The organism is Pseudobdellovibrionaceae bacterium, assembly GCA_020635075.1.
Lineage (GTDB): Bacteria > Bdellovibrionota > Bdellovibrionia > Bdellovibrionales > UBA1609 > JADZEO01.
Genome location: JACKAM010000003.1, coordinates 120,544 through 147,055, shown reverse-complemented (window position 1 = coordinate 147,055; position 26,512 = coordinate 120,544). Strand labels below are relative to the sequence as shown.

General features: G+C 50.9%; 27 protein-coding genes. 18 read left to right on the top strand and 9 right to left on the bottom strand.

From position 1 onward, the window contains the following. Positions 1 to 67: 67 nt before the first annotated feature. On the top strand, positions 68 to 913 hold the full coding sequence (locus H6624_15130; protein MCB9085678.1) for a MerR family transcriptional regulator: 846 nt from the start codon (positions 68 to 70) through the stop codon (positions 911 to 913). Here H6624_15130 and H6624_15125 read toward each other — a convergent pair. After that, positions 910 to 1,692, bottom strand: coding sequence for a cobalamin B12-binding domain-containing protein (locus H6624_15125; GenBank protein MCB9085677.1), 783 nt, complete (start codon positions 1,690 to 1,692; stop codon positions 910 to 912). The genes H6624_15130 and H6624_15125 overlap by 4 nt on opposite strands. A gap of 166 nt (positions 1,693 to 1,858) precedes the next feature. Here H6624_15125 and H6624_15120 point away from each other — a divergent pair, with 166 nt between their 5' ends. Continuing rightward, positions 1,859 to 2,758: a TIGR01777 family protein gene (locus H6624_15120; protein MCB9085676.1), complete on the top strand. Its 900-nt coding sequence runs from the start codon at positions 1,859 to 1,861 to the stop codon at positions 2,756 to 2,758. A 24-nt stretch (positions 2,759 to 2,782) separates the two neighbouring features. Here the strand turns inward: H6624_15120 and H6624_15115 are convergent, their stop codons facing one another. Together H6624_15115 and H6624_15110 are read right to left on the bottom strand one after the other, a co-directional pair. Continuing rightward, positions 2,783 to 3,481, bottom strand: coding sequence for a hypothetical protein (locus H6624_15115; GenBank protein MCB9085675.1), 699 nt, complete (start codon positions 3,479 to 3,481; stop codon positions 2,783 to 2,785). A 218-nt stretch (positions 3,482 to 3,699) separates the two neighbouring features. Further along, positions 3,700 to 4,272, bottom strand: a complete 573-nt coding sequence (locus tag H6624_15110) for a PilZ domain-containing protein (GenBank protein MCB9085674.1) — start codon at positions 4,270 to 4,272, stop codon at positions 3,700 to 3,702. 275 nt (positions 4,273 to 4,547) lie between these two features. Between H6624_15110 and H6624_15105 the strand changes: the two genes are divergently transcribed. Both H6624_15105 and H6624_15100 read left to right on the top strand, forming a co-directional pair. Further along, positions 4,548 to 5,267, top strand: a complete 720-nt coding sequence (locus H6624_15105; protein ID MCB9085673.1) for an NADAR family protein — start codon at positions 4,548 to 4,550, stop codon at positions 5,265 to 5,267. A gap of 2 nt (positions 5,268 to 5,269) precedes the next feature. After that, a complete protein-coding gene (locus tag H6624_15100) occupies positions 5,270 to 6,067 on the top strand; it encodes a hypothetical protein (GenBank protein MCB9085672.1) in 798 nt (265 codons plus the stop codon). A gap of 307 nt (positions 6,068 to 6,374) precedes the next feature. Here the strand turns inward: H6624_15100 and H6624_15095 are convergent, their stop codons facing one another. After that, complete coding sequence (locus tag H6624_15095) at positions 6,375 to 7,013, bottom strand: hypothetical protein (protein ID MCB9085671.1); 639 nt, start codon at positions 7,011 to 7,013, stop codon at positions 6,375 to 6,377. 241 nt (positions 7,014 to 7,254) lie between these two features. Here H6624_15095 and H6624_15090 point away from each other — a divergent pair, with 241 nt between their 5' ends. Next, positions 7,255 to 8,109: a hypothetical protein gene (locus H6624_15090; protein ID MCB9085670.1), complete on the top strand. Its 855-nt coding sequence runs from the start codon at positions 7,255 to 7,257 to the stop codon at positions 8,107 to 8,109. A 200-nt stretch (positions 8,110 to 8,309) separates the two neighbouring features. Here H6624_15090 and H6624_15085 read toward each other — a convergent pair whose 3' ends face one another. Beyond that, positions 8,310 to 8,807, bottom strand: coding sequence for an Hsp20/alpha crystallin family protein (locus tag H6624_15085; protein MCB9085669.1), 498 nt, complete (start codon positions 8,805 to 8,807; stop codon positions 8,310 to 8,312). 270 nt (positions 8,808 to 9,077) lie between these two features. Continuing rightward, a complete protein-coding gene (locus H6624_15080; protein ID MCB9085668.1) occupies positions 9,078 to 10,400 on the bottom strand; it encodes a hypothetical protein in 1,323 nt (440 codons plus the stop codon). A gap of 434 nt (positions 10,401 to 10,834) precedes the next feature. On the opposite strand from H6624_15080, the gene H6624_15075 reads away from it, so the two are divergent. Further along, a complete protein-coding gene (locus tag H6624_15075; GenBank protein MCB9085667.1) occupies positions 10,835 to 11,410 on the top strand; it encodes a TetR/AcrR family transcriptional regulator in 576 nt (191 codons plus the stop codon). 13 nt (positions 11,411 to 11,423) lie between these two features. Here H6624_15075 and H6624_15070 read toward each other — a convergent pair whose 3' ends face one another. Next, complete coding sequence (locus tag H6624_15070) at positions 11,424 to 12,197, bottom strand: NAD-dependent deacylase (GenBank protein ID MCB9085666.1); 774 nt, start codon at positions 12,195 to 12,197, stop codon at positions 11,424 to 11,426. Continuing rightward, positions 12,194 to 13,273, bottom strand: coding sequence for a hypothetical protein (locus tag H6624_15065; protein MCB9085665.1), 1,080 nt, complete (start codon positions 13,271 to 13,273; stop codon positions 12,194 to 12,196). The genes H6624_15070 and H6624_15065 overlap by 4 nt, the downstream gene beginning before the upstream one ends. A 241-nt stretch (positions 13,274 to 13,514) precedes the next feature. Here H6624_15065 and H6624_15060 point away from each other — a divergent pair, with 241 nt between their 5' ends. The 11 genes from H6624_15060 (at position 13,515) to H6624_15010 (ending at position 24,664) form a co-directional block, all read left to right on the top strand. After that, on the top strand, positions 13,515 to 14,405 hold the full coding sequence (locus tag H6624_15060; GenBank protein ID MCB9085664.1) for a hypothetical protein: 891 nt from the start codon (positions 13,515 to 13,517) through the stop codon (positions 14,403 to 14,405). Beyond that, positions 14,396 to 15,895 carry a hydroxymethylbilane synthase gene (gene hemC / locus H6624_15055; GenBank protein ID MCB9085663.1) on the top strand — a complete coding sequence of 500 codons (1,500 nt, stop codon included), beginning with the start codon at positions 14,396 to 14,398 and terminating at the stop codon, positions 15,893 to 15,895. Before H6624_15060 ends, hemC begins: the two co-directional genes overlap by 10 nt. Beyond that, a complete protein-coding gene (locus H6624_15050) occupies positions 15,895 to 17,190 on the top strand; it encodes a glutamate-1-semialdehyde 2,1-aminomutase (protein MCB9085662.1) in 1,296 nt (431 codons plus the stop codon). Before hemC ends, H6624_15050 begins: the two co-directional genes overlap by 1 nt. Continuing rightward, a complete protein-coding gene (locus tag H6624_15045) occupies positions 17,183 to 18,067 on the top strand; it encodes a HAMP domain-containing histidine kinase (protein MCB9085661.1) in 885 nt (294 codons plus the stop codon). Before H6624_15050 ends, H6624_15045 begins: the two co-directional genes overlap by 8 nt. After that, a complete protein-coding gene (locus H6624_15040) occupies positions 18,064 to 18,744 on the top strand; it encodes a response regulator transcription factor (protein ID MCB9085660.1) in 681 nt (226 codons plus the stop codon). Before H6624_15045 ends, H6624_15040 begins: the two co-directional genes overlap by 4 nt. Further along, the gene (locus tag H6624_15035) at positions 18,737 to 19,759 is read left to right on the top strand and encodes a uroporphyrinogen decarboxylase (GenBank protein ID MCB9085659.1); all 1,023 of its coding nucleotides are present in this window, start codon (positions 18,737 to 18,739) and stop codon (positions 19,757 to 19,759) included. Before H6624_15040 ends, H6624_15035 begins: the two co-directional genes overlap by 8 nt. Next, positions 19,756 to 21,111 (top strand): oxygen-independent coproporphyrinogen III oxidase, encoded by a 1,356-nt coding sequence (gene hemN / locus H6624_15030; GenBank protein ID MCB9085658.1) that lies wholly within the window; start codon positions 19,756 to 19,758, stop codon positions 21,109 to 21,111. Before H6624_15035 ends, hemN begins: the two co-directional genes overlap by 4 nt. Before the next feature lie 9 nt (positions 21,112 to 21,120). After that, positions 21,121 to 22,350, top strand: a complete 1,230-nt coding sequence (locus H6624_15025) for an FAD-dependent oxidoreductase (GenBank protein MCB9085657.1) — start codon at positions 21,121 to 21,123, stop codon at positions 22,348 to 22,350. Next, positions 22,347 to 23,438, top strand: a complete 1,092-nt coding sequence (gene hemH, locus H6624_15020) for a ferrochelatase (protein ID MCB9085656.1) — start codon at positions 22,347 to 22,349, stop codon at positions 23,436 to 23,438. The genes H6624_15025 and hemH overlap by 4 nt, the downstream gene beginning before the upstream one ends. An 86-nt stretch (positions 23,439 to 23,524) precedes the next feature. Continuing rightward, complete coding sequence (locus H6624_15015; GenBank protein MCB9085655.1) at positions 23,525 to 23,866, top strand: Hpt domain-containing protein; 342 nt, start codon at positions 23,525 to 23,527, stop codon at positions 23,864 to 23,866. Between the two features lie 30 nt (positions 23,867 to 23,896). Next, a complete protein-coding gene (locus tag H6624_15010) occupies positions 23,897 to 24,664 on the top strand; it encodes a nucleoside phosphorylase (protein ID MCB9085654.1) in 768 nt (255 codons plus the stop codon). Positions 24,665 to 24,723: 59 nt separating this feature from the next. Here the strand turns inward: H6624_15010 and H6624_15005 are convergent, their stop codons facing one another. After that, positions 24,724 to 25,803, bottom strand: coding sequence for a putative porin (locus H6624_15005; protein MCB9085653.1), 1,080 nt, complete (start codon positions 25,801 to 25,803; stop codon positions 24,724 to 24,726). A gap of 179 nt (positions 25,804 to 25,982) precedes the next feature. Here H6624_15005 and H6624_15000 point away from each other — a divergent pair, with 179 nt between their 5' ends. Next, complete coding sequence (locus H6624_15000) at positions 25,983 to 26,501, top strand: hypothetical protein (GenBank protein MCB9085652.1); 519 nt, start codon at positions 25,983 to 25,985, stop codon at positions 26,499 to 26,501. Positions 26,502 to 26,512 lie beyond the last annotated feature (11 nt).

Genomic DNA, 26,512 nt, shown 5'->3' with positions numbered 1-26,512 from the left:
AGTTTTAACTAGACAAAATATGAGACAGAGGCTTGTAAATTACTGAAAATGAGTATATTTTGAGGTTATGAAGCTTGATATCAATCATGTATCTCAGATAACCGGATTGACCGTCCACATCATTAGGGCCTGGGAAAAGCGCTATGGAGTGGTCAGTCCCGAGCGCCAGGGTAAAAACAGGGCTTTCACCTATGAGGACGTTGAGCGTCTAAAAGCGCTTAAAGCCTTGGTTGAGCTTGGTTACCCGATTCGCAAAGCAGCGAAAATGTCGGCTGCAGAAATTGAAGTTTTGCTTCCAGAGACCTATGGGCCATTGATTCAACACCGCCAGGAGCTCCTTCAACTGTTGAGCGACTACCAATTGGATCGGCTGCTGGAAGAGCTTCACCGCCACCGTGTTCGGCGTGGAGTGGAGGAGTTTCTCATCGACCTCGTCGTTCCGCTGATGGCAGAGGTGGGTCGAATGGTAGCCACTGGTGAGTTAAGTGTGTCTCAGGAGCACGCAGTCTCAGCTCTGGTTCGCGATCAAATCATTAAAACCAGATCGGCGGAAACTCAGGTAGATAAGCCACTGATAGCCTTTTGCACTCCAGAGGGGGACTATCATGAGTTGGGGATTCTTATAGCCAGCAAACTGGCCCAATCTAAAGGCTATCCAACCCTGAATTTTGGAGCCAACCTCCCGATCGAAGCCCTCGTGGACATTATCAAAGGGGTGAAGCCCAAGATTCTAGTTTTGAGCGCCGCACCGATTGAGAGTAACTTTGATGGCCTTCCTGACTATTTAAGTCAGCTGCGGAGTGAAACCAAAAAAGGACTCGATGTCTGGGTGTCTGGAGCCTTGGCCCGTCAGTTCGCCGAAGATTTTAGATCAGTGGCGACAATGAAAGAGTTCTTTCAGTTGCTTGATTAGGCGGCAACCAGCTGTGCCAGGTCCTCCGGCACGGTCGACCAAATGGCCTTATCCTGGTTAAGGGGAGTGTACTTCCCTGTTTTGACGGCGCAACCGCCGACCATGATCTTGACCGATGGGAATTTCTGGTGAACTTGATCTACAATCTTTAGAGTCTCTGTCGCCTGATTTTCCATGGAAATCGAGATCCCCAATGCCTTGGGTTTGGTTTTGGCGATAAGCTCGGTCACTTCCTCGGCAGGGAGGCCAGGGTAAATGGCCATGACACTTATGCCTCGATCCTCTAGCCACATTTCCAAGAATCGTACGGCAAGAGTGTGATGATTGTTTGGAGCATTGATTAATAGCACATCAGGTTGAGATTTATTGTTCCTAGGTGGCACATCTAGCTCAGAGCTGGTTTTTACTTGGTGATAGACCTGCTCAAAAAAACGTGTGATTCTATGTTCATCGGCAACACTCAGCTTCTTCTTTTCCCAGTGTAATCCGACTTTGTAGAGCAAGGGGGAAATCATGCCCAAGAGGAGATCGCTGTTGCGCACTCGAATGGCCTGGGCAATTCCAAGAAGCCTCTGGATTTCAGAATAATTGGCGCCCTTAGCAGCCTCCCAAAGCTGTCCTTGGAGTTCCGAGATCGCGCGTCCGGTATCGACCTGTTGATCTAGTCCCGTGGGTCCCAAGGCGGCACATTCGGAGCAAGCGCCATGGGAGACGGCGAGGTCTTCGTAAGGTGGAGCTTCAGAGAGGAATCTTTGACAATAAGAACACCAGCGAATCATAGCTATTTATCGCCAGGCAAGATCTGTCACTTAAGTCTGTTACTGATCTCTCCGCCAATTTGCCATCATATTGGGATATCTTTAACAAACCATAATGTTTGCGTCCTGCATCCAAAATGTACGATTGATTGGCGCTTTAGATGGGCATCTACTATTATGAGACACTATGAAGATACTGGTGACGGGAGCGACAGGATTTGTGGGGCGGGAGCTGTGCCGCGAGCTTCATCAGGCGGGGCACAGTTTGGTGATCTTTTCCCGCCAGGCGCCGCAAGCGGGTGCTCCCTTTGTTGTTCCCTGTGAATTGTTTCAATGGACCGACTACCGGTCCCAACCTCCCCTAGAGGCCTTTGAGGGTGTCGAGGCTGTGATCCATTTGATGGGAGAATCCATCGATGGTCGGAGGTGGAGCAAGAAACAAAAGGAAGTTTTGCGCGAGTCACGAATCCTTAGCGCCATGAATCTCATTGAAGGTGGCAAAAACGCCGGATGCCGCTTAAAGGTGTGGATTGGCGGATCGGCCATGGGGATTTACGGTGACAGAGGTGACGAGCACCTGACGGAGCAGTCGTCGTTGGGGAATGACTTTTTGGCCGAACTCTGTAAGGAGTGGGAAAACTCCGCTAAGATTGCTGAGGACCTTTTGGGCTGTCGTTCACTGCAGGTTCGTATCGGTCTGGTTCTGGGAGAAGGGGGCCTGCTCGCCAAATTAAGGCCTCTCTTCCGTTTAGGTTTGGGTGGCCGATTGGGAAATGGCAAGCAGTGGATGAGTTGGATTCATGTTGTCGATTTGGCCCGCCTCATCCGTTGGGCTCTGGAAAATCCAGGATTGACGGGACCCATCAACGGTGTGAGCTTGAACCCCGCTCGTAACAAGGATTTCACCAAGGCCTTGGCTGAGGCCATGAAGGTTCGTGTCGGTCCGCCAGTACCACGAATTGCGCTTAGGATCACTCAAGGGGAGATTGCTGACGCCATCTTGTCCAGTCAAAGAGTGGTGCCCGAGGTGGCCGTCAAAAACGGCTTTCGCTTCCAGTATCCATCGCTCGCCGGAGCTCTCCGCTAAACCTGAAAATTAGCTCCCTCAAACCTAGGCCACGGCTTTTTTCACTGTGGCAACAATACTCCGAACAGCACTGAGTTCATTACTCAAGACCTGCACCTGTTGCCGTAACTGCTGGTTCTCGTGGCGGAGTTTGGCCACTTCCATTCCCAGTTCCTGGTCGCTTCCCTTGACGGCAGCAAGTGGCTTACTGGGAGGCTGAATGGTAGGAGTTGCCGCGGCAGAATGGTGAGTGATTCCCGTAGTCGGACTCTTAGAGAGCCTATCCTCGATGTCCTCTTCGATAATGAGTCCCGGATCTACGCTTGGCAAATGGACGTAGCCTTGGTTGATCATGTCACGGACTTCGGCAATGATTTTCATATAGGATGAGGTGATCTCACCTGGTGTGGGATCTTTGGTTTTGGATAGGTCGTCAATACGTCGTTTTTGCCCGTGCGAAAGAGTCTTAGTCGCTTTCTCCCACAGGGTTTTGTCAATGCCATGAACGGCCACAGAAAGCGTGAGTTCCTGAAGGCGGGAGACAATTTCAGCCAAGGGCTGTTCGTCCCAGCCAAAGATTCGATCAATGGATAATATCTTTGCCCGAACCTCATTGGCCCAGGCCACACTTTCCTTCTCCACACTTCCAAGTAGCTGCGCCTGCTTTTGTGGGGCACAAGTTTCGATCAATTGAACCAACTGAAGAAAACCACCTGCTTTTTGGTAACGACGTAGTAAATCCATAGCACCTGTCCGTTTGCGTGGAATTGACTGATAATAATCTTTTATTTCATCGGTTTAAGGCAAAAATGGATTTAGTTTTTCTCAATAAAAGGCGGGTCAGATTGAAACAGATGGAATGAGACTAAAATGGCGGGGTTTCAAGGAGAGGACCGGTGGCCGGCAGTGGGCATCCTTTCCCGCGCCGGTCCCAATCCAGATAACAACAACTTGTCTAATCGTTAAAAAACATGGGTCAAAAGAAGCTGAAATCCTTCAGCCCAGAGTGCCCCTTTCATCAAGGTTGACCCAAGTGCCCCCATATAGCCGACCAAGAAAGATAAACAAGCTGCGACAAGCGCAGCACTGATGTTAAAGCGATTCGGCGAAGTCACATCCTTGTGATCTTCCATATGCAATAAATCGAGATCAATATGCAGACTAGGATTGTCGACCAGCAGATCCTCTGTCAGCCCCAGCTTGTACCAGAGCTTCGCCACATCCTTGTGGGGATCGACAAACTCAAGTCCCAGAACATACATGTTCATGCTAAATGGACATTCCTTTTTCCACCGTACCAAGCTAGGGATGGTGAGAAGCAACTTGCCTTTGAAGTTGACCTCGAGCGGGATCACTTCCCCCACCTCATAGCACTGGTACTTACGATAGCGGATTTGGATGCCGTGTGGACTCAAGTTGTGGATCCATTTGATGGGAATGCCTTTGCCAGTCAGCTTGAATTTCCAGACCCTTCGGTCTTTGAAGAAGTATCGACCTTCTGTCCGGCGATTGACTTCAGTTCCTAACCCGCTCATAGAGATAGCCCTTTCAACCTTAATGTATTACAAAGGTTGGGCCAGGTCAGACCGGGCTCATTTCATTGTGAGCTGGGCCGAATTGAGCAAAAGTTCGACATCATTTTTGAAATTTAGGTGTCAAATAACCGAAATGCCTTGCTAAATGCTCATAAGCTCAGGTTTTTTACAGCGTCGTGTGAGTACCACCCCCGTGGCTGCTGCGCTGTGACCGGCAAAGTGTTTCCGGAAGCCGAGGAACCTGTTAGATTTGGGGGAAATGGGGAGGATTGACTATGAGGGGATTCACGCACTGGTTGCTGGGGTCTACGGTCTTAATTGCCTTGGCTTTGACCGGATGCCAGAGTGGTTCATCCAAGCAGGATTCGGCGACCAGTTGGAAACGGGGTTACCCAAAGCACTGGTGGGCTGAGCAGAACGTTGATCCGGGAAAATCCTGGGAAATCCTTCCCCATCAGGCAGCGACAGGTGAAGTGATTCTGTCCAAGCGTCACGAGCTGGGGCTGTTATCGAATTTTGCTGCCACTCCATTTGCATTTAGAGGAAAGACCTACGCCAGTATGGAGGGCTTTTGGCAAGCCATGAAGTTTCCCGAAGGAGAAGAAGATCCAAGAAATAAGGATAAGCGGGTGACTTGGCCCTGGACCCGAGCCCAGGTTGAGCAAATGACAGCCTTTGAAGCCAAGAGGGCTGGAGACGTGGCCTCGAAAAATATGAAAACGATGGATATCAACTGGGTGAGTTTCGAGGGCAAGCGAATGACCTACCGAACTTCCGAAAAGGGCGACCACTACGCACTGATTCTTGAGGCCACCCGGGAAAAGCTCCGCCAGAATCCGCCAGTCAAAGATGCTCTTATGGCGACGGGCCATTTGCGTTTGCGGCCGGACCACCATCAAGGGCCAAATCCTCCGCCTGCTTGGCGCTATTATGAGATTTGGGAACAGTTGCGAAGTGAATTGCGCTTCAACGCCGAACAAACAGGGGAAATGTGAAAATGAAATCTTTGCTTCTTTGTGTTTCATCCGTGTTGTTGATTGGATTCTGTTTGCCTGGTCAGGCCTTTGCCCGAGGAGGGGCGGCCAACACCAATATTCCCATTGGCCCTGGTATCTCCCACCCCAGTTCCACCTCGGTTTTTTTTCGTGAAAATCCCGCCGGGCACTCCCTTTACAAGGGCTTCAATCTTCAGTTGATGGGGGCAGCAGCTGACGATGACAGTGACACCAAAACGGCGGGTGCTGCGATTTTATACGGCATGAGTGATTTTGGATTTTCACTGGGTGCCACGGCCTCTGATGACGGCGATTCGGCGACTGATGAGGATCCGGTTGCCTACTGGGGATTTGGCTTTCACTTAAGTTCCATTAAAACTTCGATTGGGTTTTCCGGCTATGTGACAAAAGATGCCAACGACGACACGGTCAATGGTGAAAACCTGGGGGTATTAATTAACCCTGGTGGGGGTTTTTCCTTGGGGCTTGTGGCCTATAATGCATTTGATGATGTTTCAGCCTGGGGAATAGGCTTTAACTTTGGCCTGAATAATGACTGGTCCCTGTCCATTGATGCCATCGATTACGATGGATCTGACCGCACCGAGATCTGGCCGGGAGTGAAGTACGCGAGCGCCAAGTTCGAATTTGCCGGTGGCCTGCAGATCAATGAAGGGGGCAGTGGAGACGATGAGGACTTTTTTATCAGCCTGGGCATTAAACCCTGGTCCTTGATGTCTCTTCAGCTCCACTACCAGTTAATTCAAAAGTACTACGCGGGCTTACAGATTAGCTTTTGAAAACCGGCCCCCTTAATTGTTGAGCCACAAAATACTTTATCAGTGAAGTCGGTCCTTTGCCGACCATCCTCCGCAAATCCTCACGCACCTTTTCGGCCGCAGGCTCGTCTTCGGGTCGCGTCAGGTATCCTGCCGCGCCTCGTTCGGCCGAGCCTATTCCCTTCGGTCACTCAGCCTCCCGCCCTGCGCGACGGTGAGGATTCGGATTTACGGGAATGGCTCGGCAATCGGACCTATTCCCGGACAAAGGCGGCACATAGTTTTGTGGCTCAACAATTAAGGGGGCAGGTTTTACGCTCTTAGCCTTTTAGCGGCGGTAGCAGTCGATGACGCAGCTTTTGAGTAGAGGGCCGGGCTGAAAGAGGGCCTGGCAAGCCTCCACACACTGTTTGACTTGATCATCTGGATCGTTGGTTGTGGTTAGAGGTTGCATGGAGCGTCTGGAAGTTAGGCCGCTGATTTGGCCAACACGGCAATCCAAGGGAACCGTCGCTCCGAAATGGTCCTCAATGGCAGTCATCACCAGGTAAGCTGCCACATTTTCTTTGCCTTTGACCAGCTCAAGCTTGGGAAAGATCAGATCGGTTTCGCCAAAGCTCATGCCGAAGTCAGAAAAGGGAATCTCCAACTTGATATGGTCTTTGTACTTGCGGGGTCGGTAGTGGGCCACTGGAGAAATTGCGTCCCCGCGGCCTGAGGCGAAAGCCCAGGTGTAGGGCGTGTTCACGCTGGAGTCCGTGTCCACTAAATGGTAATAGCCTTCCCAGTTCTTTAGCGTGTACTGGTCGTCCTTCAGATTCATCTGGCCCTTGATCAGGGTGTTGACCACCATCCACTCATAATCTGCGGCCCGGTATTGGTAGCGTCCGCATTCAAAATCAAAGGAAACCGCAGCAGAGCCGGAAGTGGCCCACAAAACAGACATTAGAACCAACAATTGCCTCATCCCCAAATCCTCCCCTTGGCCATCCATTTTGACCTCTCACCATCGCGGACGGGCGAGGTGATGTCTAGAACCAGGGTCTATAGGGAAAACTTTGTGTAGTCACGCTCTCGGGAGAAGCCCGAGGAATGACAAAAACACATAGACAATTGGCAAAAGAAGCGCCGTGCCAATTGGCGTCGAGCCGGGGACTGGCTCGAAGTGCTGGACCTACCTGGGTGCCTGGTTCACAATGATGAGCAATATGAATCAACGTGATCAAGCTTTGGAGTATAGAGGCGCATTCAAGCGGCTTTATAAGGTGGCCCTCATTGGGTCCGTTGTCGCCATCGCCATTATTATCCGCCTGCATATTGGTCGTTTTCCCGACGACACCAATCTGGTGATGGGCTTTCGCATCCTGGTGGCCTGCTCACTGCCCCTTTCGATCATCATTCGTCTGTGGTTCTTTGTGCGACCTCGTCTGTTTTCCAAGTATTGGCTGGAAGAGCATCGGCTTTTGATTGAGCAGGGAAGAAAGAAATTTGAGATGAAGTTCACTGAGATCAAGCGGATCGTGATTTCCCGGATTTCACCCCGCTTTCTTGGGGGCTTCCGCGTGGAAATGAATTCGGGAATGAAGATCCGTTTCCCATCAGCTCTTGCCGGCAATTACATGGTTCTTGAGGCCATAGCCAATGCCCGACCTGATATGGTCCCCGATAAGATCATGGACCGCTACCGTCAGATGTCCAGGCAGGTCGATGCATCCTGGAAACGCATGGGCCGAAAGCTGCGCAATTTACCAATGATGGCGGTGAAGTACTTTGTCTTTCCGGGATTGCTTATTATGGCCTGGTACAAGAAATATCCATCCCCATCCGGAGCACCAGTCTTTGATCGGGCCCTGCTGGTGGTCGGTGGTCATGTACTGGGTCTTTACATCCTGGCTTTTGTCATCAATCACCTGGAAGAAAGGATGTTTCATTTCCTCTATGAGTTGACCCTGCGCAAGCGGGATTCTTTTTTGCGCAATGTGAAGTGGGAAAAGTATTTGGAGTGGGGCGCCCAAGTGGTGTTTTACTTTCTTGCCGTGTTCTTTTATCGGCTAGTCTACTAAGTCGCGTCACCAAAAGGTTCCAGGTCCTCAACGTGGATGCACAATGGCAATTCCGCCTTCTTTAGGAAGGCGGAATTGCCATTGTGCATCCACGTTGAGGACCTGGAACCTTTTTGAGAAACGCCCCTTCCTGGCGGAAGGGGCACGGTAGGTATTTGGTGAGGATTTGAAAACGTTAGATGGGATGTTGTTGAACAATTTTAGTGTTTGCCCTCTTCTTTTTTGCCCATGATTTTAGAGAACAACCCTTCCTTGGATTGTTTGACTTCAATCTTCTGGGGGAGAACTTTTTCGCTTTTTGGAATGAGTACTTCCAATACACCATCTTCAAAACAAGCTTCAATTTTGTCGGCGTTGACACTGTCCGGGATGCGAAAGCTGCGGACAAACTTTCCGTAGCGCTTTTCGTATCTGCGGTAGTGTTGATCGCTGGATTTCTTTTCGTCCATTCGTTCACCGCTAATTGTCAGCACGCCTTCATTCACATCCAAGTGGATATTTTCATTCTTCATCCCTGGCAGGTCGGCACTGATCAGGTAGCTGTCTTCATGTTCCACGATATCGACAGCGGGATAGAAGGAAGTGCTCTCAGTTAGCTGACGGTCATTGAAGAATCCGTTGCCAAAAGCTTGATCCACCTCATTCATAAAATCCCAAAGTGAATTTCGGTTACGACGAGTTGTTAGTTGGCTTTTCATCTGACTTCCCCTTTCCTTTACAGGATTTTTTCTTTTACAAGCTCAATCTGTGGTGAAATCGAAAACTGTCAAGAAAGGGAAGTGGATTTTTTTTAGGTGAGTTCGGCCGGACAGCTGGCCATTTAACTAATATGTGTACGATATCGAATTTGTCAAAAAGGTTCCAGGTCCTAAACGTGGATGCACGATGCCAAGTCCACTTTCCAAAGAAGGTGGACTTGGCATCGTGCATCCACGTTTAGGACCTGGAACCTTTTTGAAGGTGGGAAACTAGTCCAGTTCGTCTTCAGGTGGAGGTTCTGGTTTTTTCTCGGCGGGCGCCCGATCGTCGGTGAGTTCAGTCGTCGCGGTATCAAAACTCTTGACGAGGTACTGAAGGATTCGTTGTTCCATTGGAGTAATGGCGTTGGCGGTTTTGAGCTTTTGAATGCGGTAAGCGGCCAAGTCTCCAGAACCCGCCGCTTGGCCCGTGCAGTTCATCCACCCTTGGGGTGATTCGAATTTCATAATTTCATCGAGAAAAAGTCCTCCTGGATTTTCCAGAGCCACAGCTTGTAAAAAGGTCTCCGGTTGACGGCAAATGAGGATGGTCGAAAGCCAGGGCTTAGGTCCATCAATTTCATCCACTTCTTTCCAGCACCTTTCATCAGCAACAATGATGAGAGCTCTTGCGACTTGTAGGTCCCCTTCCTTGAGTAGCTGCACAATTCTTTTGGACGTCATCTCGCCCAAGTCATTGATCGTCGGTTTTTCCGCCGAAGGATCGGATTTGTAGTAGCAGGCGTCTTTGAGTTCCTTGAGTCGATTGTCGTTGGGCTCAAACAGAAGGCGCCGGATTTGGAGGACTGGAGGTGCGGTTGCCCGCGCCAGTTGTGTGCGGTGAAACCACTGCTGAATTTTAATCTCGGCCTGGTCACTGACGGCCGCTTTGATCAACTTTTGGTACTTGGCCTCAAAGAAGGTAACGGGTTGACTGGGGCACTTGGGGCAAAGAGGTCGGAACTTTTCGTCTTCAAGGCCGAAGTTAGCCACACCGTAAAGGTATTCCTTTCTCTGTTTTTCATTCGCATCCTTGAATTCCTCAGCCATGGCTTTAAACAACAGCTCCGGATAGTTGTGCGGAATATGAACACCAAGAAGATAAGAGGCCGACTTGACAGTTCTGGCGTGGCGTCCGGCCTCAACATTCATGATTTCTGAGGATATGGATCGGGACTCGGCTGCCAGGCTCGGAGTGTCTAAATCAAAGGCCAGGTAGAAAAGAGAACGGACAGTGTAGACATCGCCCTTGTCGATGTTGGCCACAATCTTGGAAAAGTACTTGGAGGCAAACTTTCGTTGCGAGCGATAGCTCAAAAGGTATTTGTCACCGGCACCATCGGGGCCATTGATGTACTTTTTCACTTCGGACAGGCTGCCAGCTGATGGACGCTCCAGAAAGCGGGAGTAGACTTTGAGAAATTCGTGTTTGGATGGTTTAAAAACGGATTTGGGATCGCGCCTTGGAGCTGATGGTGGCAGTCCCACACATCCAACCACGACGGCAAGAAGTAGACCTGTCAGAGCAGACTTTTTTAAAAAAACGGGCTCCATATCATTAGAATATCACGTTCGGAGTGAATGGGCGGAGCCCGGAAATTTGACGTTTTCGATCTAGCCAAACAACCCGGTCATTTTTTCCCGGCTTCTGGCCCAGCTGTAATGAGCGGCTTCGTTGTCGGTTTGAAATTGAACTCGGCCGTATGTGGTGAGCTCTTAAATATCAACAGTGCGAAAAAGCTCAACATCAACAGGTGGGTTAGGGCAAATAGTATGACTTCTTGTTTCGAATAATGCATAGGGATTCCTCCGTCAATCTATCGGAATCCCTCCCCTTGGCGACTAAATGTTCCCTCTCACCAATAAAGATAGCGCGAACCCACCGACTTTTGCCACCGAAGCCGTTGACACTTTGACCAGTCTTTTGTCTACGGCGGGGGCGGTTTTGACAAAAGAGCCGGGTTTTTGTCAAATGGAGTGGGGGAACTATGGGGACTGAGGAGTCAGATCAAAACAGCAAGCCTTCCAAGGACGAAACCTTCTGGAAGGTTCTGAATGCGGCCATTGAGTTGGACTACAAAAAGGGCCATGGCAAATGGACCATTTCAGATCTGGCGCGCAAGAGTGAGATCACCCGCTCTCTCATCTATTATTATTTTGGGCGCTCCAAGGAAAACATCATCAATGAGGCCGTTAAAATCATTGGTGAGGAGATGATCGGCATGAGTCCCGAACGTCAAGCCCTGTGGCAGCGTGGAGAGCTGGTGGAGTCTATGCTCCAGGCGCGAAGGATCTACGAGAAGTGCCCGGCCCTTGCCCCCTTTGTGTTGGAACACTACCACCGTCCCACGGAGCTTGGAGAGACGATCCGCCATTTGGAGGGTGAGTTCTGTCAGAAGCTTCACAAGACTTTTCCCGAACTCGATCAGAGCCAGGTCCACTCCCTGTACAGTGTTTATTGGGGTCTCAGTTTCGCCCCCCGAGTTGATGGGACTGTCATTCATCATGTTCTCACAGCTGTTAAAGAATACCTGCAGATCATGAAGGATCACGAAGTCACATAGCCGGACGCTCTCATTAAGGTTGTGCCAGGAGCCTGATGAGTTGAGGGAGAATTTTGCCCGAGGGTCCGCGCAGGGATTCACTCATGTAGGGCGTGAGCTCAGTTTCGTCCGGATTAATCTCCACCACATAGGCACCGGATTGGATCGCAGCCAGGGGAAGACCAGCTGCAGGGAATACGACTCCCATGGTGCCAATGGAGAGAAAAAGCTGGCAGCGGCGGGCAGCCTGATCAGAGGCGTGGAGGATGTCGCCAGGAAGCATCTCTCCAAACCAAACCACATCAGGTCGCAACAAGTCCTGACATTGGGGGCACTTGGGGAGATCCTCTTTGGCGGGTGCGCCCCCTTCCTTCAATAATTCTAACTCGATTTCATCCACCACATGGTGGCAAGACACACAAAAGCTGCGGTTGATGTTGCCGTGGAGTTCGAGAACATTTTCACTGCCCGCGCGCTGGTGAAGTCCATCCACATTTTGCGTGAGCAGGGTAAAATCAGGCACCAGCCTTTGCCACTGGGCCAGGGCTTTATGACCTGGGTTGGGCTGAACTTCGCGAATGACTTTGAGACGATGTTGATACCATTCCCACACGCGAAGAGGGTTACCCATAAAGGCATCCATGCTGGCCAATTCTTCAGGTTTAAACTTGGCCCATAGACCATCTTTTTCGCGAAACGTGGGGACGCCACTTTCGGCCGAGACGCCGGCGCCGGTGAGAACACAAACCGAGGCTTTGTTGGCAATGAGGTCGCGAAGGGTTTTGCTAAAGGGCCAGTCCCGACTCATGAGCCCGAGCTCGTGCCCAAGGCTGGAGGTTTTTCTTCAGCCATTTTCTCGCCGTCTATTTGCTTGCTGCGGATTCGTTTTGTCAGGTCCAGCAGACTGCGCGAGAACTCGTTCACATAGGTGAGGTGAATAGGGCTGCATCTGCCCCAATCGTAGCGAGGGCCCTGATTGACCTTTAGCCACTGCTGCTCCGAGAGCATCGTGCCGCGTAGCTCTTTACCCAGAGAACTGGATTGGAAAAAGAAATTGTAATCGGCCAAAGGTAGGCCACAGTCCTGAAACTGAATCACATCCCTGGGGGCTAAATCCAATTGGGTGAGATCAAAGGTGGTGCGGCTGGATTGGACTTTGTAATCCAGTTGCACGACTTGGGCAGCAAAAGGTCTTTGTCCCTTGTCGCCAGGAGCGCCCATGACTCCCTGGAGCTTCAAATACCAGGAATGGAACAGGTCAGTGGTTTTAACCGGATCTCTGACCTTTTCCAGATTCATTTGGAAATCCACATTCAGCTTGTCTCCTTCGCCGGGAGTCCAGGAGCTGTTGAGATCAACCGGCCAGCGGATGATCTGGCGATTACGACCGAGGTAATAAAAAGCAAAGTCATCGCTAGCGGAGAGGGTGATCTTTAGTGGGCGGGCTTTGCCAAGGCCCTTGTCTGCATCTTCCACGCTCTGAAACTCAAAGTTGTAGTGCAGATCCCCTTCCGCCCCGCTGGTGTGTAGGTCTCTGGGATAGCAGCGCCAAGTGTAGGTCACAGCAATTGTCTTGTCCTGTTTGTGAGTGATTGGGCCCGTGACACAGTTTCGCGGGTTGAGTTTGTCAGGAGCCTTCATCATCTGTTGAGTGAAATCCTGGAGAGTCGAAAAGGAAGACAAGAGAACCACGCCATGAATTCCCGTCAGCTCCAGTGCCATTTGGTCGGGAGTGGGCTTTGACGGAGGGGGAGGAGTTTTTCCTCCCGGCGGACCAATTTTGGCGGGGCCACTGTCATTACACGCCACCAGGCCAAGGAGGAGACCACTGAGGAGAGTTGTCCTCAACACGCATTTTGCTTGGATTATCAGGCTCTTGGCCATGGCTTGTCCTTTGCCCTGGAAATTCAAGGGACTTGGCTAGCTCACTAAATCAGTGGTCATTTCAACATGTTACAAACTATGTGCCACTGCTGTGGATTATAGGCCAGAGGTGGCGAGGACAAAAGGCCAGTTTCATTGTGAGAATTGAAACTCATTTTCATTGTGCTCCCTGTTAGCCCTGAGGGGGGATGACAAAGCTGTGACAAAGCCGGGTCAAGTTTGCGATAAAAAGGAGTTAATCATGTTGTCTGGTCTACTTGTTTTTCATCAGAGGCGTCCGGCTCCGGACTGGGGATCTTTGCCCCAATCATGGGCGGTGTGGTCCACTTGCTTACGGCAGGTGGCCTTCTCTCATCGATCTCTTGCTGACGAAGGTCATCCTGAGCTTGAGGGGGCGGAAGTCTATCGCGAGGAAAAAGCCTATCAATTTCTTTTGGAAATCGTCAGCGGCCTGCAGTCGCCCTTAGTGGCTGAAACTGAGGTCTTTGGTCAGTTCAAAAAGTTTGTGGATGAGGCCCTTGCGACCCATGGCAAGGAATGGATCCTCCGGCCGGTGATGGAAAAACTGATCACGGACGGAAAGTCGATTCGGCAAAAGCATCTAATTGGTCTGGGCGGACAGAGCTACGGCAGTCTGGCCCGAAAACACTTGGCCGATTGTGGCCGGATGGGGATTGTGGGATCAGGACGGCTGACACGGGAGATTCTTCCCTGGTTTGCCAAAAAAGAATCCGGAGTGCGTGTCTATTGCCGCAACGTGGGGAAAGCAGCTCCTCTGAAAGAGGAGTTTCCCTTTGTGGAGTTGGTTTCTCTTGAGGCGATGGGACCCATGGAGGAAGAGGCTTTAATCGTTGCGGCACCAGTCACGGGAGAGTGGTTCGAAGGCTGGTCGGAGACAAGTATCGAAGGCCTAAAGACGGTCTTGGACTTGCGTGGGGAGTGTGATGAAGATCCCCTGACCGTGACAGCATCGGTGATGAACTTGAAGGAGTTCTTTGCCCAGATTGAGGAAAACCGTCAGCAGATCGAAGCGGCCGTTCAGGCCGCCCATGCAGAAATTCGTTCCATTCTCTCACAACATCAAAAATCCGTTCGCAATCGTCCCTTTGGTTGGGATGATTTATGCGCCTAAAAATAGCCTCGCGGCAGAGTGATCTGGCGAGGATTCAGTCTTACATGGTGGCACGGGCCCTCCGTGCGGTAGACCCCCAGTTGCAAATCGAGTTTGAGTTTCGCACCAGTTTTGGTGATCGCAACCTCGATATTGCTATGGACGGGGCTCAGGAAAAGGGTCTGTTCACTCAGGATTTTTATGAGGGGCTCAAGTCGGGCGAGTTCGACATGGTCGTTCACTCCTGGAAGGACCTTCCGGTTGAGGAAAGAGAAGGCACAAAAGTGGTGGCCACCTTGCCCCGTGCTGATGTGAGAGACCTTTTGTTAGTTAAAAAATCATCTATTGGTCGGAGCTCCTGGAAGGTTTTGTCCTCCTCTCCACGACGCAGCTACAATTTGCAGCGAACACTTTCCTCTTTGGTGCCAGGAAATCCCGGCATTGAGTTTACTCCCATTCGTGGCAATATTCCCACTCGCCTGCGAAAACTCATGGAAGGCGAAGAGGACGCTCTGATTTTGGCAAAAGCGGCTGTCGATCGACTTTTGGAGGCCCCGGAAGCAGAGCTTGCCGAGTGTCAGTCCTATGTCCGCCAGGTCCTCAATGAATGCAAATGGTCTTTGCTGCCATTGACTCTCAACCCAGCCGCTGCGGCTCAAGGCGCACTGGCCATTGAGATCGCCCAGGATCGTCCTGATTTGGAAAATCTGTTGGCACAAATCAATTGCCAGAACACCTTTGTCGAAGCGCAACGGGAGAGAAAAATCTTGGCCAGCTATGGCGGTGGATGCCACCAGAAAATTGGCGTCAGTTATCTCCATAGGGATTATGGCAAGATTCTCTTTTTGCGTGGCAAGACAGATGGTGGCGAAGAACTTCGTGTCATGAGTCTTGAGCGGGAAGAGATGGCCCCTGAGTGGTGTAGTCACAAAGAAAACATGTTTCCCGTTCCCCCTGGGACATCCAAGTGGTATGGACGGGACAGCCTTGATGTTGGGGGCTTTCCCGGTGGACGCAGCCTTTGGGTGGCAAGAGCTGAGGCCTTTCCCGAAGATTGGGAAAAAGCTGAGATCCCTCTTGTATGGACCAGCGGTTTAAAGTCCTGGCGAGGTCTGGCCGCTCGTGGAGTGTGGGTGAACGGTTGTGCCGAGTCTTTGGGTGAGCAGGAAGAAACCAGAGTGACGACCTTGCTTGGGCAAGAGCCCCAGTGGCTGAAGCTCACCCATGAAGGCGGTTACGACGAAGGAGCCATGGAAATCATGGCCACTTATCGACTGCAACCGGTGGAAGATGCTCCCAACCTCAATGGTAAAACACATTTTTATTGGATGAGTGGTTCCAGTTTTGCCCGTGCTCAGGAGTTGTTTCCTGAAATCATAGCTGGGGCCTTTCATGCTTGTGGTCCCGGCAATACCTACAAGCTTTTGCAGAAGGAACTATCTGACGACCGACTTAAGCTGTTTCTCAATTATGAAGACTGGTGTCGGACGTCGACCGAAGGAGACAAATAATGGCGGACTCCCTAACTTCCAAAAACCTTTTCGAACGCTCTTTAAAAGTGGCTCCAGGCGGAGTGCACAGTCCGGTTCGGGCGAGCAAAAGTGTGGGTGGCGAACCCATCTTTTTTAGATTCGCGGAAGGGGCCTACCTGGAGTCGGTTGAGGGCAAACGATATGTCGATTTCTGCCAGAGCTTTGGACCAAATGTTTTGGGACACCGAGACCCTGATGTCTCCCAAGAGGTGGAAAAAATCTTTCACCGCGCCTGGACCTTGGGGGCTTGTGAGCCCTACTCCCTGGAGTTGGCCGAATGGATGATCAACAAAATTCCCTTTGTGGAAAAATTGAGATTTGTTTGTTCCGGTACTGAAGCCGTCATGAGTGCCTTGCGTGTCGCTCGTGCGGCCACAGGCAGAGCCAAAATTCTCAAGTTTGATGGCTGTTACCATGGTCATGTGGACAGTATGTTGGTAAAGGCCGGAAGTGGCCTGGCAGGGGAGACAGCCAGCGACAGCGCTGGAGTTCCTGAGGAGATTGCGGGTACCACCTTGATTGCCCCTCTTGATGACGAAAATGCCGTTGAGGCAATCTTCAAGCGATCAGGAAAAGAAATCGCTGCTGTGATCATCGAACCTCTGCCGGCGAACTTTGGACTGCTCATTCAGAGACAAGAATTCATCAATAAAGTGGTCGAAGTCGCCCGTCACCACGGCGCCCTGGTGATTTTTGACGAAGTCATTTCCGGATTCCGCGTCGGCATGGCGGGAATGGCGGAGAGATTGGGCATTCGCCCTGACTTGGTGACCTATGGCAAGGTGATTGGTGGTGGTTTTCCAGTGGGGTGTTACGCTGGGCGTGCTGACCTTCTGGATCTAGTTGCTCCTAATGGGCCCGTCTACCAAGCCGGCACCTTGAGTGCCAACCCGGTGGGCATGGTGGCAGGTCTTGCGACTCTCAAAAAGATGGAACAAAACCAGGTTCTCGATAAAATGAGCGATCGTACTGCTCAGTTTTGCCATCGATTGAATCAGAGATTTGAAAGCATGGATCGTCCTTGGGCGGTGACTGACTATGCCTCTTTGTTTTGGTTTCATCCGCGCACCGACCAACCCATTCGCTCGGTGAAGGACTTTGTGCCGGGGCAGGCGGATCTTTATCGCAAATTCTATCATGCCTGTTTAAATCGCGGAGTCTATTTGGCTCCCAGCGCCTTTGAAGTGGCCTTCATGTCCTGGGCCCACCAGGGTGCGGCGTTGGATAAGGCCGAAGAGGTCTTTATCGAAGCTGTGCAGGAGATTTATGGCTAAGAAGGCTGGGCAGGGATTCAGTTGGAAGACCGCCGGAGCGATGATCTGGTTGGTGTTTACCCTGTCCATGGCCGGGTGGTGGCTGTATTTGGGCTTAGGTCTTTTAACCCGTCTTGAAAGCCAGCAGTCCGTTCTTCACGAAGAAATCCTCAGGCAAAAAAATATGCTCCTGTGGGAGGGCCTGGCCTGGATGGTCCTTCTGGTTGGAGGGGGGCTTACCCTCATCTACTTGATCAATCGTGAGAGAAAGTCAGCAAAGGCCTTGCGCGGATTTTTGGCCTCCTTCAGTCATGACATCAAAACTGCCCTCACCAGTTTACAGATGCAGACTGAGATCATTCGTGAAGAGGCCGGTGACCTCCCGGCCCTCCGTCGCTTGGAAGCGGATGTGGTGCGCCTGCAGCTACAGTTAGAAAACTCCTTGTTTTTGGCCAGCGAGGAAAACCTCCAGTTTTTTATTGAAAGTGTGTCGCTTAAGAAAACTATTGAGGGCATCAGGCATCGCTGGCCGAACTTGCAAATTATTTGCGAAGGTGAGGCCTTGCTTCGCGTGGACAAAAGAGCTTTCGAAAGCATTCTCTCAAATTTCATGCAAAACTCCCAGGTTCATGGCAAAGCCAAAACCGTGACCTTTATGACTAAACGTAAGGGAGCTCACCAGATTGAAATTCAAATTCAGGACGACGGCACGGGCTTCAAAGGATCTACCGCGGATTTGGGTCGGCTCTTTGAACGGCACAATCCCTCCAGCGGGAGCGGTGTGGGCTTGTACACGGTGGTGCAGCTGACACGGAGAATGGGTGGCCAGGTGACATTTGAATCTCCTGTTTCAGGTGGCTTTCAGGGCAACTTCCAACTTGAGGGGAGTACGCCATGAAGAAGCTGCTTCTTGTGGAGGACGACCAGAATTTAGGCCAGACTCTATCTGAAAGGCTTGAGAAGGAAGGCTACAAGGTGTGTTGGGCGACAAACCAGGCAGAGGCCCAACATGCCATCAACTCTCAAACCTTTGATTTGGTCATTTTGGATGTAGGGCTTCCTGACGGGTCAGGTTTCGACTTTGCGCAGGAGATTCGGAGTCAATATCCGATTCCCTTCATTTTTGTCACCGCCGAGTCCTCGGCGGAATCTCGCCTACAGGGATATGAACTTGGCGCTGAAGAGTACATTCCTAAGCCCTTTCATTTTAAAGAGCTTCTCATGCGGATCAGTCATGTTTTACGAGACCATAGCCCGCTCAAGAGCTTGGAGTTTGCAGGGGTGAGAATTGATTTCGATCAGATGTCAGTTTCCCTTCCTGATGGGCAGCAGGAGCGACTGGCCCATAAGGACTTTCAGGTGTTGCGCCTGCTGATTGAAAGATCTCCGGCGGTCGTGAGTCGGGATGAGATCATGGACAAGGTGTGGGGCGAGGAGAAATTCCCCAGCAATCGCACTGTGGATAACGTCATTTTGCGATTAAGACAAATTCTCGGAGACCAACACAGCCACTGGATTCAGTCGGTTCGTGGTGTGGGTTACCAGTGGAAAAGCAGCGAGGTGAAGAATGGCTAATGAGAGATTTTCCAATGCCCTAAGTGGAATTGCCCAAAAGGTTCCACCCATTTGGATGATGAGGCAGGCGGGTCGTTACCATAAGCACTACCAGGCCTTGAAAGAGAAATATAGCTTTATGGAATTGTGTAAGGAACCTGAGTTGGCTGCTGAAGTGGCCATGGGTCCCATTGATGATTTTGATTTTGACGTCGCCATCTTGTTCAGTGATTTGTTGTTCCCCCTCGAAGCCTTGGGTATGGGTTTGGAATATTCCCCCGGGCCTCAGCTGGGTTGGACATTGACCCCCGAGACGATCAATCAGTTGTTGCCGGTCGATGAGGCGATAGGCGATATGGAATTTCAAAGATTGGCTGTGCAGGCCACCCGCGGTCTTTTGCCCCAGCGCAAAAGTCTGATTGGCTTTGTCGGTGGCCCGTGGACATTGTTTGCCTATGCAGTGGAAGGCAGTCACAAAGGTGGGCTTAAAGAGGCCAAAGCCATGTGGTCACTGTTTCCGGCTTTTACAAACATCATTGAGCCATTTTTGCAAAAGAACATTGCTCTTCAATTAGAAGCGGGAGCAGAGGTGGTGATGGTCTTTGATACGGCTGCCGGTGAATTATCGCCACAGATGTATCGAGACCTTGTCGCCCCGACCGTTAAAAAAATTGCCAAAAGTTTTCCCGGCAAGATTGGCTATTACAGTCAGAACACTCAGCTGGCTCATTTGTTCCCCTTCTTTAATGAACCGAGTGAGTTGGCGGGAATGGGTTTTGATCACCGTTGGGAGCTTCCGACTTTGTTTGAGTTGGTTCCGGGCGGTTTTGTCCAGGGGAACTTTGATCAAACCCTGATGTTTACCGATGAAGCCGACTTTGCTCGTAAGCTCGAGTTTTATCTCCAGCCATTTCAAGAGTTGAGCCCGGAGGAACGTAAAGGCTGGGTGTGTGGTCTGGGCCATGGCGTACTACCGGCCACTCCGGAGGCAAATGTGCGCACTTTTGTAGATACTGTTAGGGAGACCTTTGCATGAAGTATTCTGATCTGTTGGAAAAATATGATGTCCCGGCTCCGCGCTATACGAGCTACCCAACTGTCCCTTATTGGTCGGACTCGCCCACCACAGACCAGTGGATCGAGGCTTTGCGGCAGGGATTTCAGCAAGGTGAGCAAGTTCCTTGGTCGCTGTATATTCACACGCCTTTTTGCGAGTCCTTGTGTACATTTTGTGGCTGCAACACCTCCATTACCAAGAACCATGACAAAGAAATGCCCTATGTGGCTCACATCCTCCGCGAGTTCGAACTGTATATGGAGAAGGTGCCTGAGTTTGCCAATCACCCTTTAAAGGAAATTCACCTTGGGGGTGGATCTCCCACTTGGTTTTCAGCGGAAAGCCTCAAACAGATGGTTGGGCCGATATTAAAGCGAGTGAAAATCAGTGCTGATGAGTTTGACGGGGCGATTGAGGTTGACCCCCGACGGGCCACACCTGAGCAGTTGCGAACTTTGTTTGACCTTGGCTTTCGCCGCATTAGCTTGGGCATTCAGGATTTCAACCCGGAAACTCAGCGACTGGTGAATCGCATTCAGCCCTACGAGTTGACCAAGTCGGTGAACGACATGGCTCGGGAGTTAGGCTACACCTCAGTTAATTTTGATTTGATCTATGGGCTTCCCATGCAGACGCCGGATTCGGTCAGAGATATGGCCAATAAAACGCTGGAGCTGCGTCCAGATCGTATTGCCCTTTATAGTTTTGCTAAAGTGCCTTGGATCAAACCAGCTCAGCGTCTGTTTAAGGATGAGGATTTGCCGGAAGGTCCAGCCAAGAGGGATCTCTATGAAACGGCACGCGAAGTTTTGATATCGGGTGGTTATATTGAAATTGGCATGGATCACTTTGCTCTAGAAACTGACGGCCTGGCCGTTGCCCAGGCGAAAGGGGAGTTGCACCGCAACTTTATGGGATACACCGACAAGCGGACGAAAATTCTGCTGGGTTTGGGTGTTAGTTCCATTTCTGAGGCCCCGACGTGCTTTCATCAAAATGAAAAAGTTCTTCCCGTTTACGAGCGCCAAGTGGATGGGGGAGAGATTCCCACCTTTCGTGGGCATCTGTTGAGCTCGGAGGATCAGAAACAGCGCGAGCAGATTCTTGAATTTATGACCAAGGGCAAAGTGCGCCTCCACGATGTGGACCAGGAGAAGGATGTGAGAGATTTCCTAGCTCCCCTGATCGAAGATCAGATCGTCGCAGTGACCAGTGGCATGATGGAGTTGACGCCTAAGGGTTTTCCCTTTTTGCGCAATGTCTGCATGGCTCTTGATTTGCGCCTCCGCCGTGAGAAGCCTGAGACCAAAGTTTTTTCCCAAGCGCTTTAGTGGGTGAGAATGAAGAAGCAAGTTGTCGTTGTTGGAGGCGGGATTTCTGGTTTGACCAGCGCCCTTTCTTTGGCGGAGGCTGGCTATCAAGTTGATCTCTATGAAAGTAAGGACCATTTGGGTGGGCTGATCAGCACTCATCAGGGCCCTTATGGCAAGTCCGAATCGGCGGCCAATGGAATTCTCAATTCTTTAGCCGTGGAAAATTTGTTTCGGCGTCTCAATGTGCCATTGACTGGTGTTCTGCCCACGGCTCGTGCCCGCTATGTGTTGGTCGACGGTCGGCCGCAAAGATGGCCGTTTAGTTTTGCTGAGTCTATGGTTCTTTTCTTTAGGCTTTCTGGCTACATGCTTCGCGGGAAGTCCTCGATGGCTCCCAGGCCGGGAGAGACGGTGGCCGTTTGGTTGGAGCGCACATTGGGCAAGAATGTGAATGACAAGTTTTTGGCTCCTGCCCTCTTGGGCATCTACGCTTCCCGGAGCAGTGAACTCAGCGCCTCTTTGGTGATGGCTCCATTTTTTGCGAAAAGTAAAAAGAAATCCAAACCTGAAATTCGCGGTACAGTCGCGCCGGTCGGTGGCATGGGAGCACTCGTCGATGCCCTAGTCAAATCTTGTGCTGAGCTGGGGGTACACGTTCATCTGAATGAGCAATACAATTGGGATAGATGGGATGGTGGAAAGACTCCTCATGTTTTTGCTGGGGCGGCCCACCAGGCAGCCGAGGCACTTCGCCAGCTAGCTCCGGAGGCAGCTGTGCTATTGGGCAAGGTCCGTATGCTTCCCGTGGTGTCGGCCACACTTTTTTACCCCAAAGAGAGTTCCTTTTTGACCGGCTTTGGTTGTTTGTTTTCAGAAGAGGAAAAAATGAATGGCTTGGGCGTTTTGTTTCCCGGCTGTATATTTCCCGAGCGCACCACTGTCCATGCAGAGACCTGGATAATGGGGGGAGCTGTTCACCCCGAGATGGCTCAGTGGTCACCTGAACAAGTCGTGGATGGAATCAGCTCGGATCGCCGTCGCTTGGCCGGCCAGGATGTAGAGCCCTTGGATCGGCAGTTGTTTCGTTGGCCTAAGGCCTTGCCCTACTACGATCTTTATCTTGAGAAAGCCCTCGATGAATTGAAGTTACCAAAAGGACTCTATCTTAACGGAAATTTTCTCGGTAAGATTGGATTGGCCGGCCTCATTGAGCGCGGTCTTGAACTTCCGGATCAAATCCAAGCAGCAGGTGTATGAGAAGAGGGGTTTTGTTCATTAACTTGGGTACGACGGCGGCGCCTACGGCCCAAGCCACAGGCGAGTATTTGCGGGAGTTCCTCACCGATCCCTACGTTATTGACGTCCCCAATCCCATGCGCTGGATGCTGGTCAATCTTTTGATTGTGCCAAGGCGTCAGCATCAGAGTGCAGAAGCCTATAACTCCATTTGGACCAAACAAGGCTCGCCGCTGTTAGTTTACAGCCTTCAGTTTATGGAGGAGATGAGGCGCTTGGTGTCTTCCGAATGGGAAGTGGCTTTGGGTATGAGGTATGGGGAGCCCTCCATTCGCTCAGGACTTGAGCAGCTTCGCAAGGCCGACGTAGACGAGTTGTTGCTCTTTCCCCTTTATCCCCAGTTTGCCGACTCATCGACGACAACGGCCCTCCTCAAGGCGGTCAACGAACTCAAAGACATGAGCTGGCGGCCAGAGAGCACTCAGTACCTGGGTTACTTTTTCCGTCATCCCGCTTTCATTAGATCTTTGGCGCAAAGAGTGAGAACGGCTATGAATCAGTTTTCGGCCGATCATTTACTTCTCAGTTATCACGGATTACCGGAACGTCATTTGAGCAAAAGGTCTGATCTTCATGAAAGTTGTCATTTTGATCAGAAGTGTTGTACGGCTTGGAGCAAGCGCAACGAACTCTGTTACCGAGCCCAGTGTTTTGCCACCAGTCGCGCTCTTTTGGAGGAACTCAATTGGCCCTCTACCAAGGCATCCACGGCTTTTCAGTCACGGCTGGGAAGGGCTAAATGGATTGGTCCCTCGCTTAAGGAGGAAATCACCCGGTTGGCTGAGTCAGGGGTCAAACGCCTTTTGGTCAGTTGTCCTTCATTTGTGACCGACTGTCTGGAGACGTTGGAAGAGGTGGGAATGAGAGCCCGCTACACCTTTCGCGAGCTGGGCGGCGAAGAATTGCACCTGGTCCAAGGTCTCAACGCCCATTCAGATTGGGTGGGGGCGGCTGCTTCAATACTGGAGTCGGAAAGCTGGAAGCCCGTTCATTTTGATACTGGGCCAAGGTCTGAAGCTCTGAGTGCAAGTCCTGAATCTGCCTCTTAATTTCCTGGTCAGAGGGGATCACCTTCGCTAACATCAAATTGATGGCTCATCATGTCAAATAACTTTTATTGAGCATGGGGGACGGGTTGAGCTTTGATCGCGAAAGCTTTATGAGTCTCATTGAGGGCGACAAGGAGTTGTTCTTGAGTCTACTGACTCTATTTGAAGACGACTGGCCCCAACTGGTGGAAAAGATCCGTTCGGCTCTGCAAAAGGGTGACAAGCAGACCGTTGAAGCCATGTCCCACCGGCTAAAAGGAAATTTGCGAAATTTCTATGCGAATCAGGCGGCTGGATTGGCCCAGATTCTTGAAGATGCGGGAAAGCAGGGCGAGTTAGATGGCAAGGAGCCGGTTCTTGATGATCTGGTCACTCAGCTGAATCAGGTCCAGGCCGACCTGCGTTTATTCCTCAAAGAAATGAACTGACAATCTGGCACAGCCAAGTAGAGTGCACACATGTCCTATCCCCACTACACAAACAAGTGGCAGCTTCCTGGTTGGGTAAATCCTGAAAAGATGATCTCTTATATGAAAGAGCGGGGGCACTTGCTTTACGAAGCGCCCGAATCCGTGATTCTTCTTTATTCACCGGCACTGGCAAAAAAAATTCAGGAACAAGAAGAGGTGGATCTTCGCCCCTTTATGGGGGGGCGCCTGGGTTTTCTCGAAGGGCACAACCGTCGCTTGGCCTTTTTGAGTGGTTTCGGTATTGGTGGCCCGGCCGTGGCGGCGAAAATTGAAGAGCTGGTGGCCTTCGGAGTGAAGCGCATTCTTTCGGTCGGAACTTGCGGAGGGTTGGCCCAAGGATTACAGGTGGGTTCACTTATACTCTGTGATGAGGCCGTTCGTGATGAAGGGACATCCTATCACTACATGGACCCAGCAGAGCCAGCCTGTGCGGACCCCTTGTTGTTGCGCCGGTTGGAGAGTGAGTTAAAGAAACAAGGCCTCAACGTCGCCAAAGGAAAGTCCTGGACCATCGATTCTCCCTACCGGGAAACCAAAGAAGAGGTGGAGTATTTTCGTCAGCAAGGAATATCAGCTGTGGACATGGAAGCGGCAGCGGTGTTTGCGGCTGCTCGCTTTCGCCAGATTCCTGCCGCCAGTTTGCTGGTTGTGAGTGATCTGCTAAACACCGAAGAATGGGAGCCCCGTTTTCATGTCGGGCCAGTTAAAGTCGGTCTTGAACTGGCCTGGCAAGTGGCCATTGATACTCTAAAATAAAAAGTCGGTGGCACAACAAACCACCGACTCAGTTCTATCAGAAAACAGACAAGGATTCCTTAGAACTTAAATTCAAAATCCAACTGGCCCACATCATAGCCAGAGTCTGTGCTGGTGCTGGCGTTCTGCTTAGTGGTCAAGTAAGACAGTCTGACCTTGGAGTTTTCAGCCAGCATGTAGTTGAAGGTCACGCGGGTGGCTTCAACATCATTGTGGTTGATGTCTCCATCGGCAATGGACTTAATATTGGCATTGGGCTCAAGCTTAGTCATGAAGACATCAGCGTCCCAGCTGCCGGCTTCCTTGGCCTTATTGACTTTGACGCCTACAAGATAACCGGACTTGTCGTCATCCGCTTCACTATTTGTGACATAATCAGCGTAAATTTTAATCGGCATTTCTCCCGCTTCCAAATTGACTTCAAGAAAAGCGTTGGTCAGCTTGTAGCCTTCGGTCGAAGGAAGAGTGCCGAGAGCGGTGGTGTTGTCGAGGTTGTTGTAGTCATACTTAGAAGCTCCAATGGTCCATTTGACACCGCCCATATTGGCATTAACTCCGGCCTGGAAGCCGCCTAAGGTTGCGTCGGCATAAGCTTCTGATCCAGGCGTTGTGGAGTGGACTTCATCCACCCACTGGCCGCTGGCGGTGGCCCACCAGTTAAAGTCGTCACTGCATTTGCAGGTATAGTGTAGGTTTACACCTTCAGGAGTGAGGTCGTTGTCAAAGAGAAGCTCACTCTTTCCAGCTTTGAAAAAGGGCTGGTCAAATTTTCCACCAGTCACTGTCAGGTTTTCGTTGGCTGCCCAGGCGAAGTAGAACTTGTCGACCCAAACGGTGTGTTCCTTAAAACCGGCACTGTCGCTTCCCCCTAAATCTGTATTAGTGGACGTAGCTTTATTGCCCTGACTGGTCGCCAGGCGGGCACCGATTTTGACCTTTTCATTGGCCTGTCCCTCAATTGCAATGCGGCCGCGCAATCTTTGGTGAAAACGGTCCTTTTGATCTTCCACCTTCACCAACTGATTACGCAGGCGCACATCAGTTTTTAAAACGGCGGAATCGCCAATTTCTAAGGCGACGGCCTGACCAACTGTCAGGAGATTGCTTACCAGCAGGCTGCTCAATAGGTATTTGTTCATTCTATTCTCCTTAATTCTTAGGAATTGTTGTTTATTCACCCTTGATATACTCCCATTGTGGCTTCCAGATTGTTGGATTTGTGTTAGAAAAAGGGTGATCTGTGTCGAGACTTTGTTAGGATCAGTTCAGGCAGTCAACTTCAAGGCTTTTTTATTTTAGGCGTCAAGATGGGGGTGGGATGAAGCCACAAATCATAATTCCACAATTGTTACTTTCCTTTCTATTTGCCGCGTTAACTTCTGGGCTGGCTGGCATTGGCACAAGCGCCCTGGCAGATGATCCACCCCCTCCGCCATCCGCGCAGGATAAGACTGTCCAAGATCTCAAAGACTCCCTGGATAAGGGATTCCAGCAGGTCGAAGAGATGAAGAAAAAGTTAGAAGAGATGGCTAAGCCGATTCAGAACATCCTTAAAGGCGTGGCCGATCAGGATGTTCTCCAGGCCATCAATGACTTGTTTCATAAGTCCAATTGGCCCCTGTTTTGGTGGTCTCAATTGGGTGCTTTTCTACTGGTGATTCTCTTGCGGTCTTGGCTACAGAGTCGAACCACTAAATACTTCCGTCGACTCTGGGCGGATTTGTGGACCACGGGTCTGTATTTGTTTCTTCTTTTTGTAGCAGTACCCATGGTGACAATTGGTGAACCTTACCGAAAGATTGCCAAGGCGGCCTGGGACATCTATCGAGCCATGTAGCGGCGTGGCGC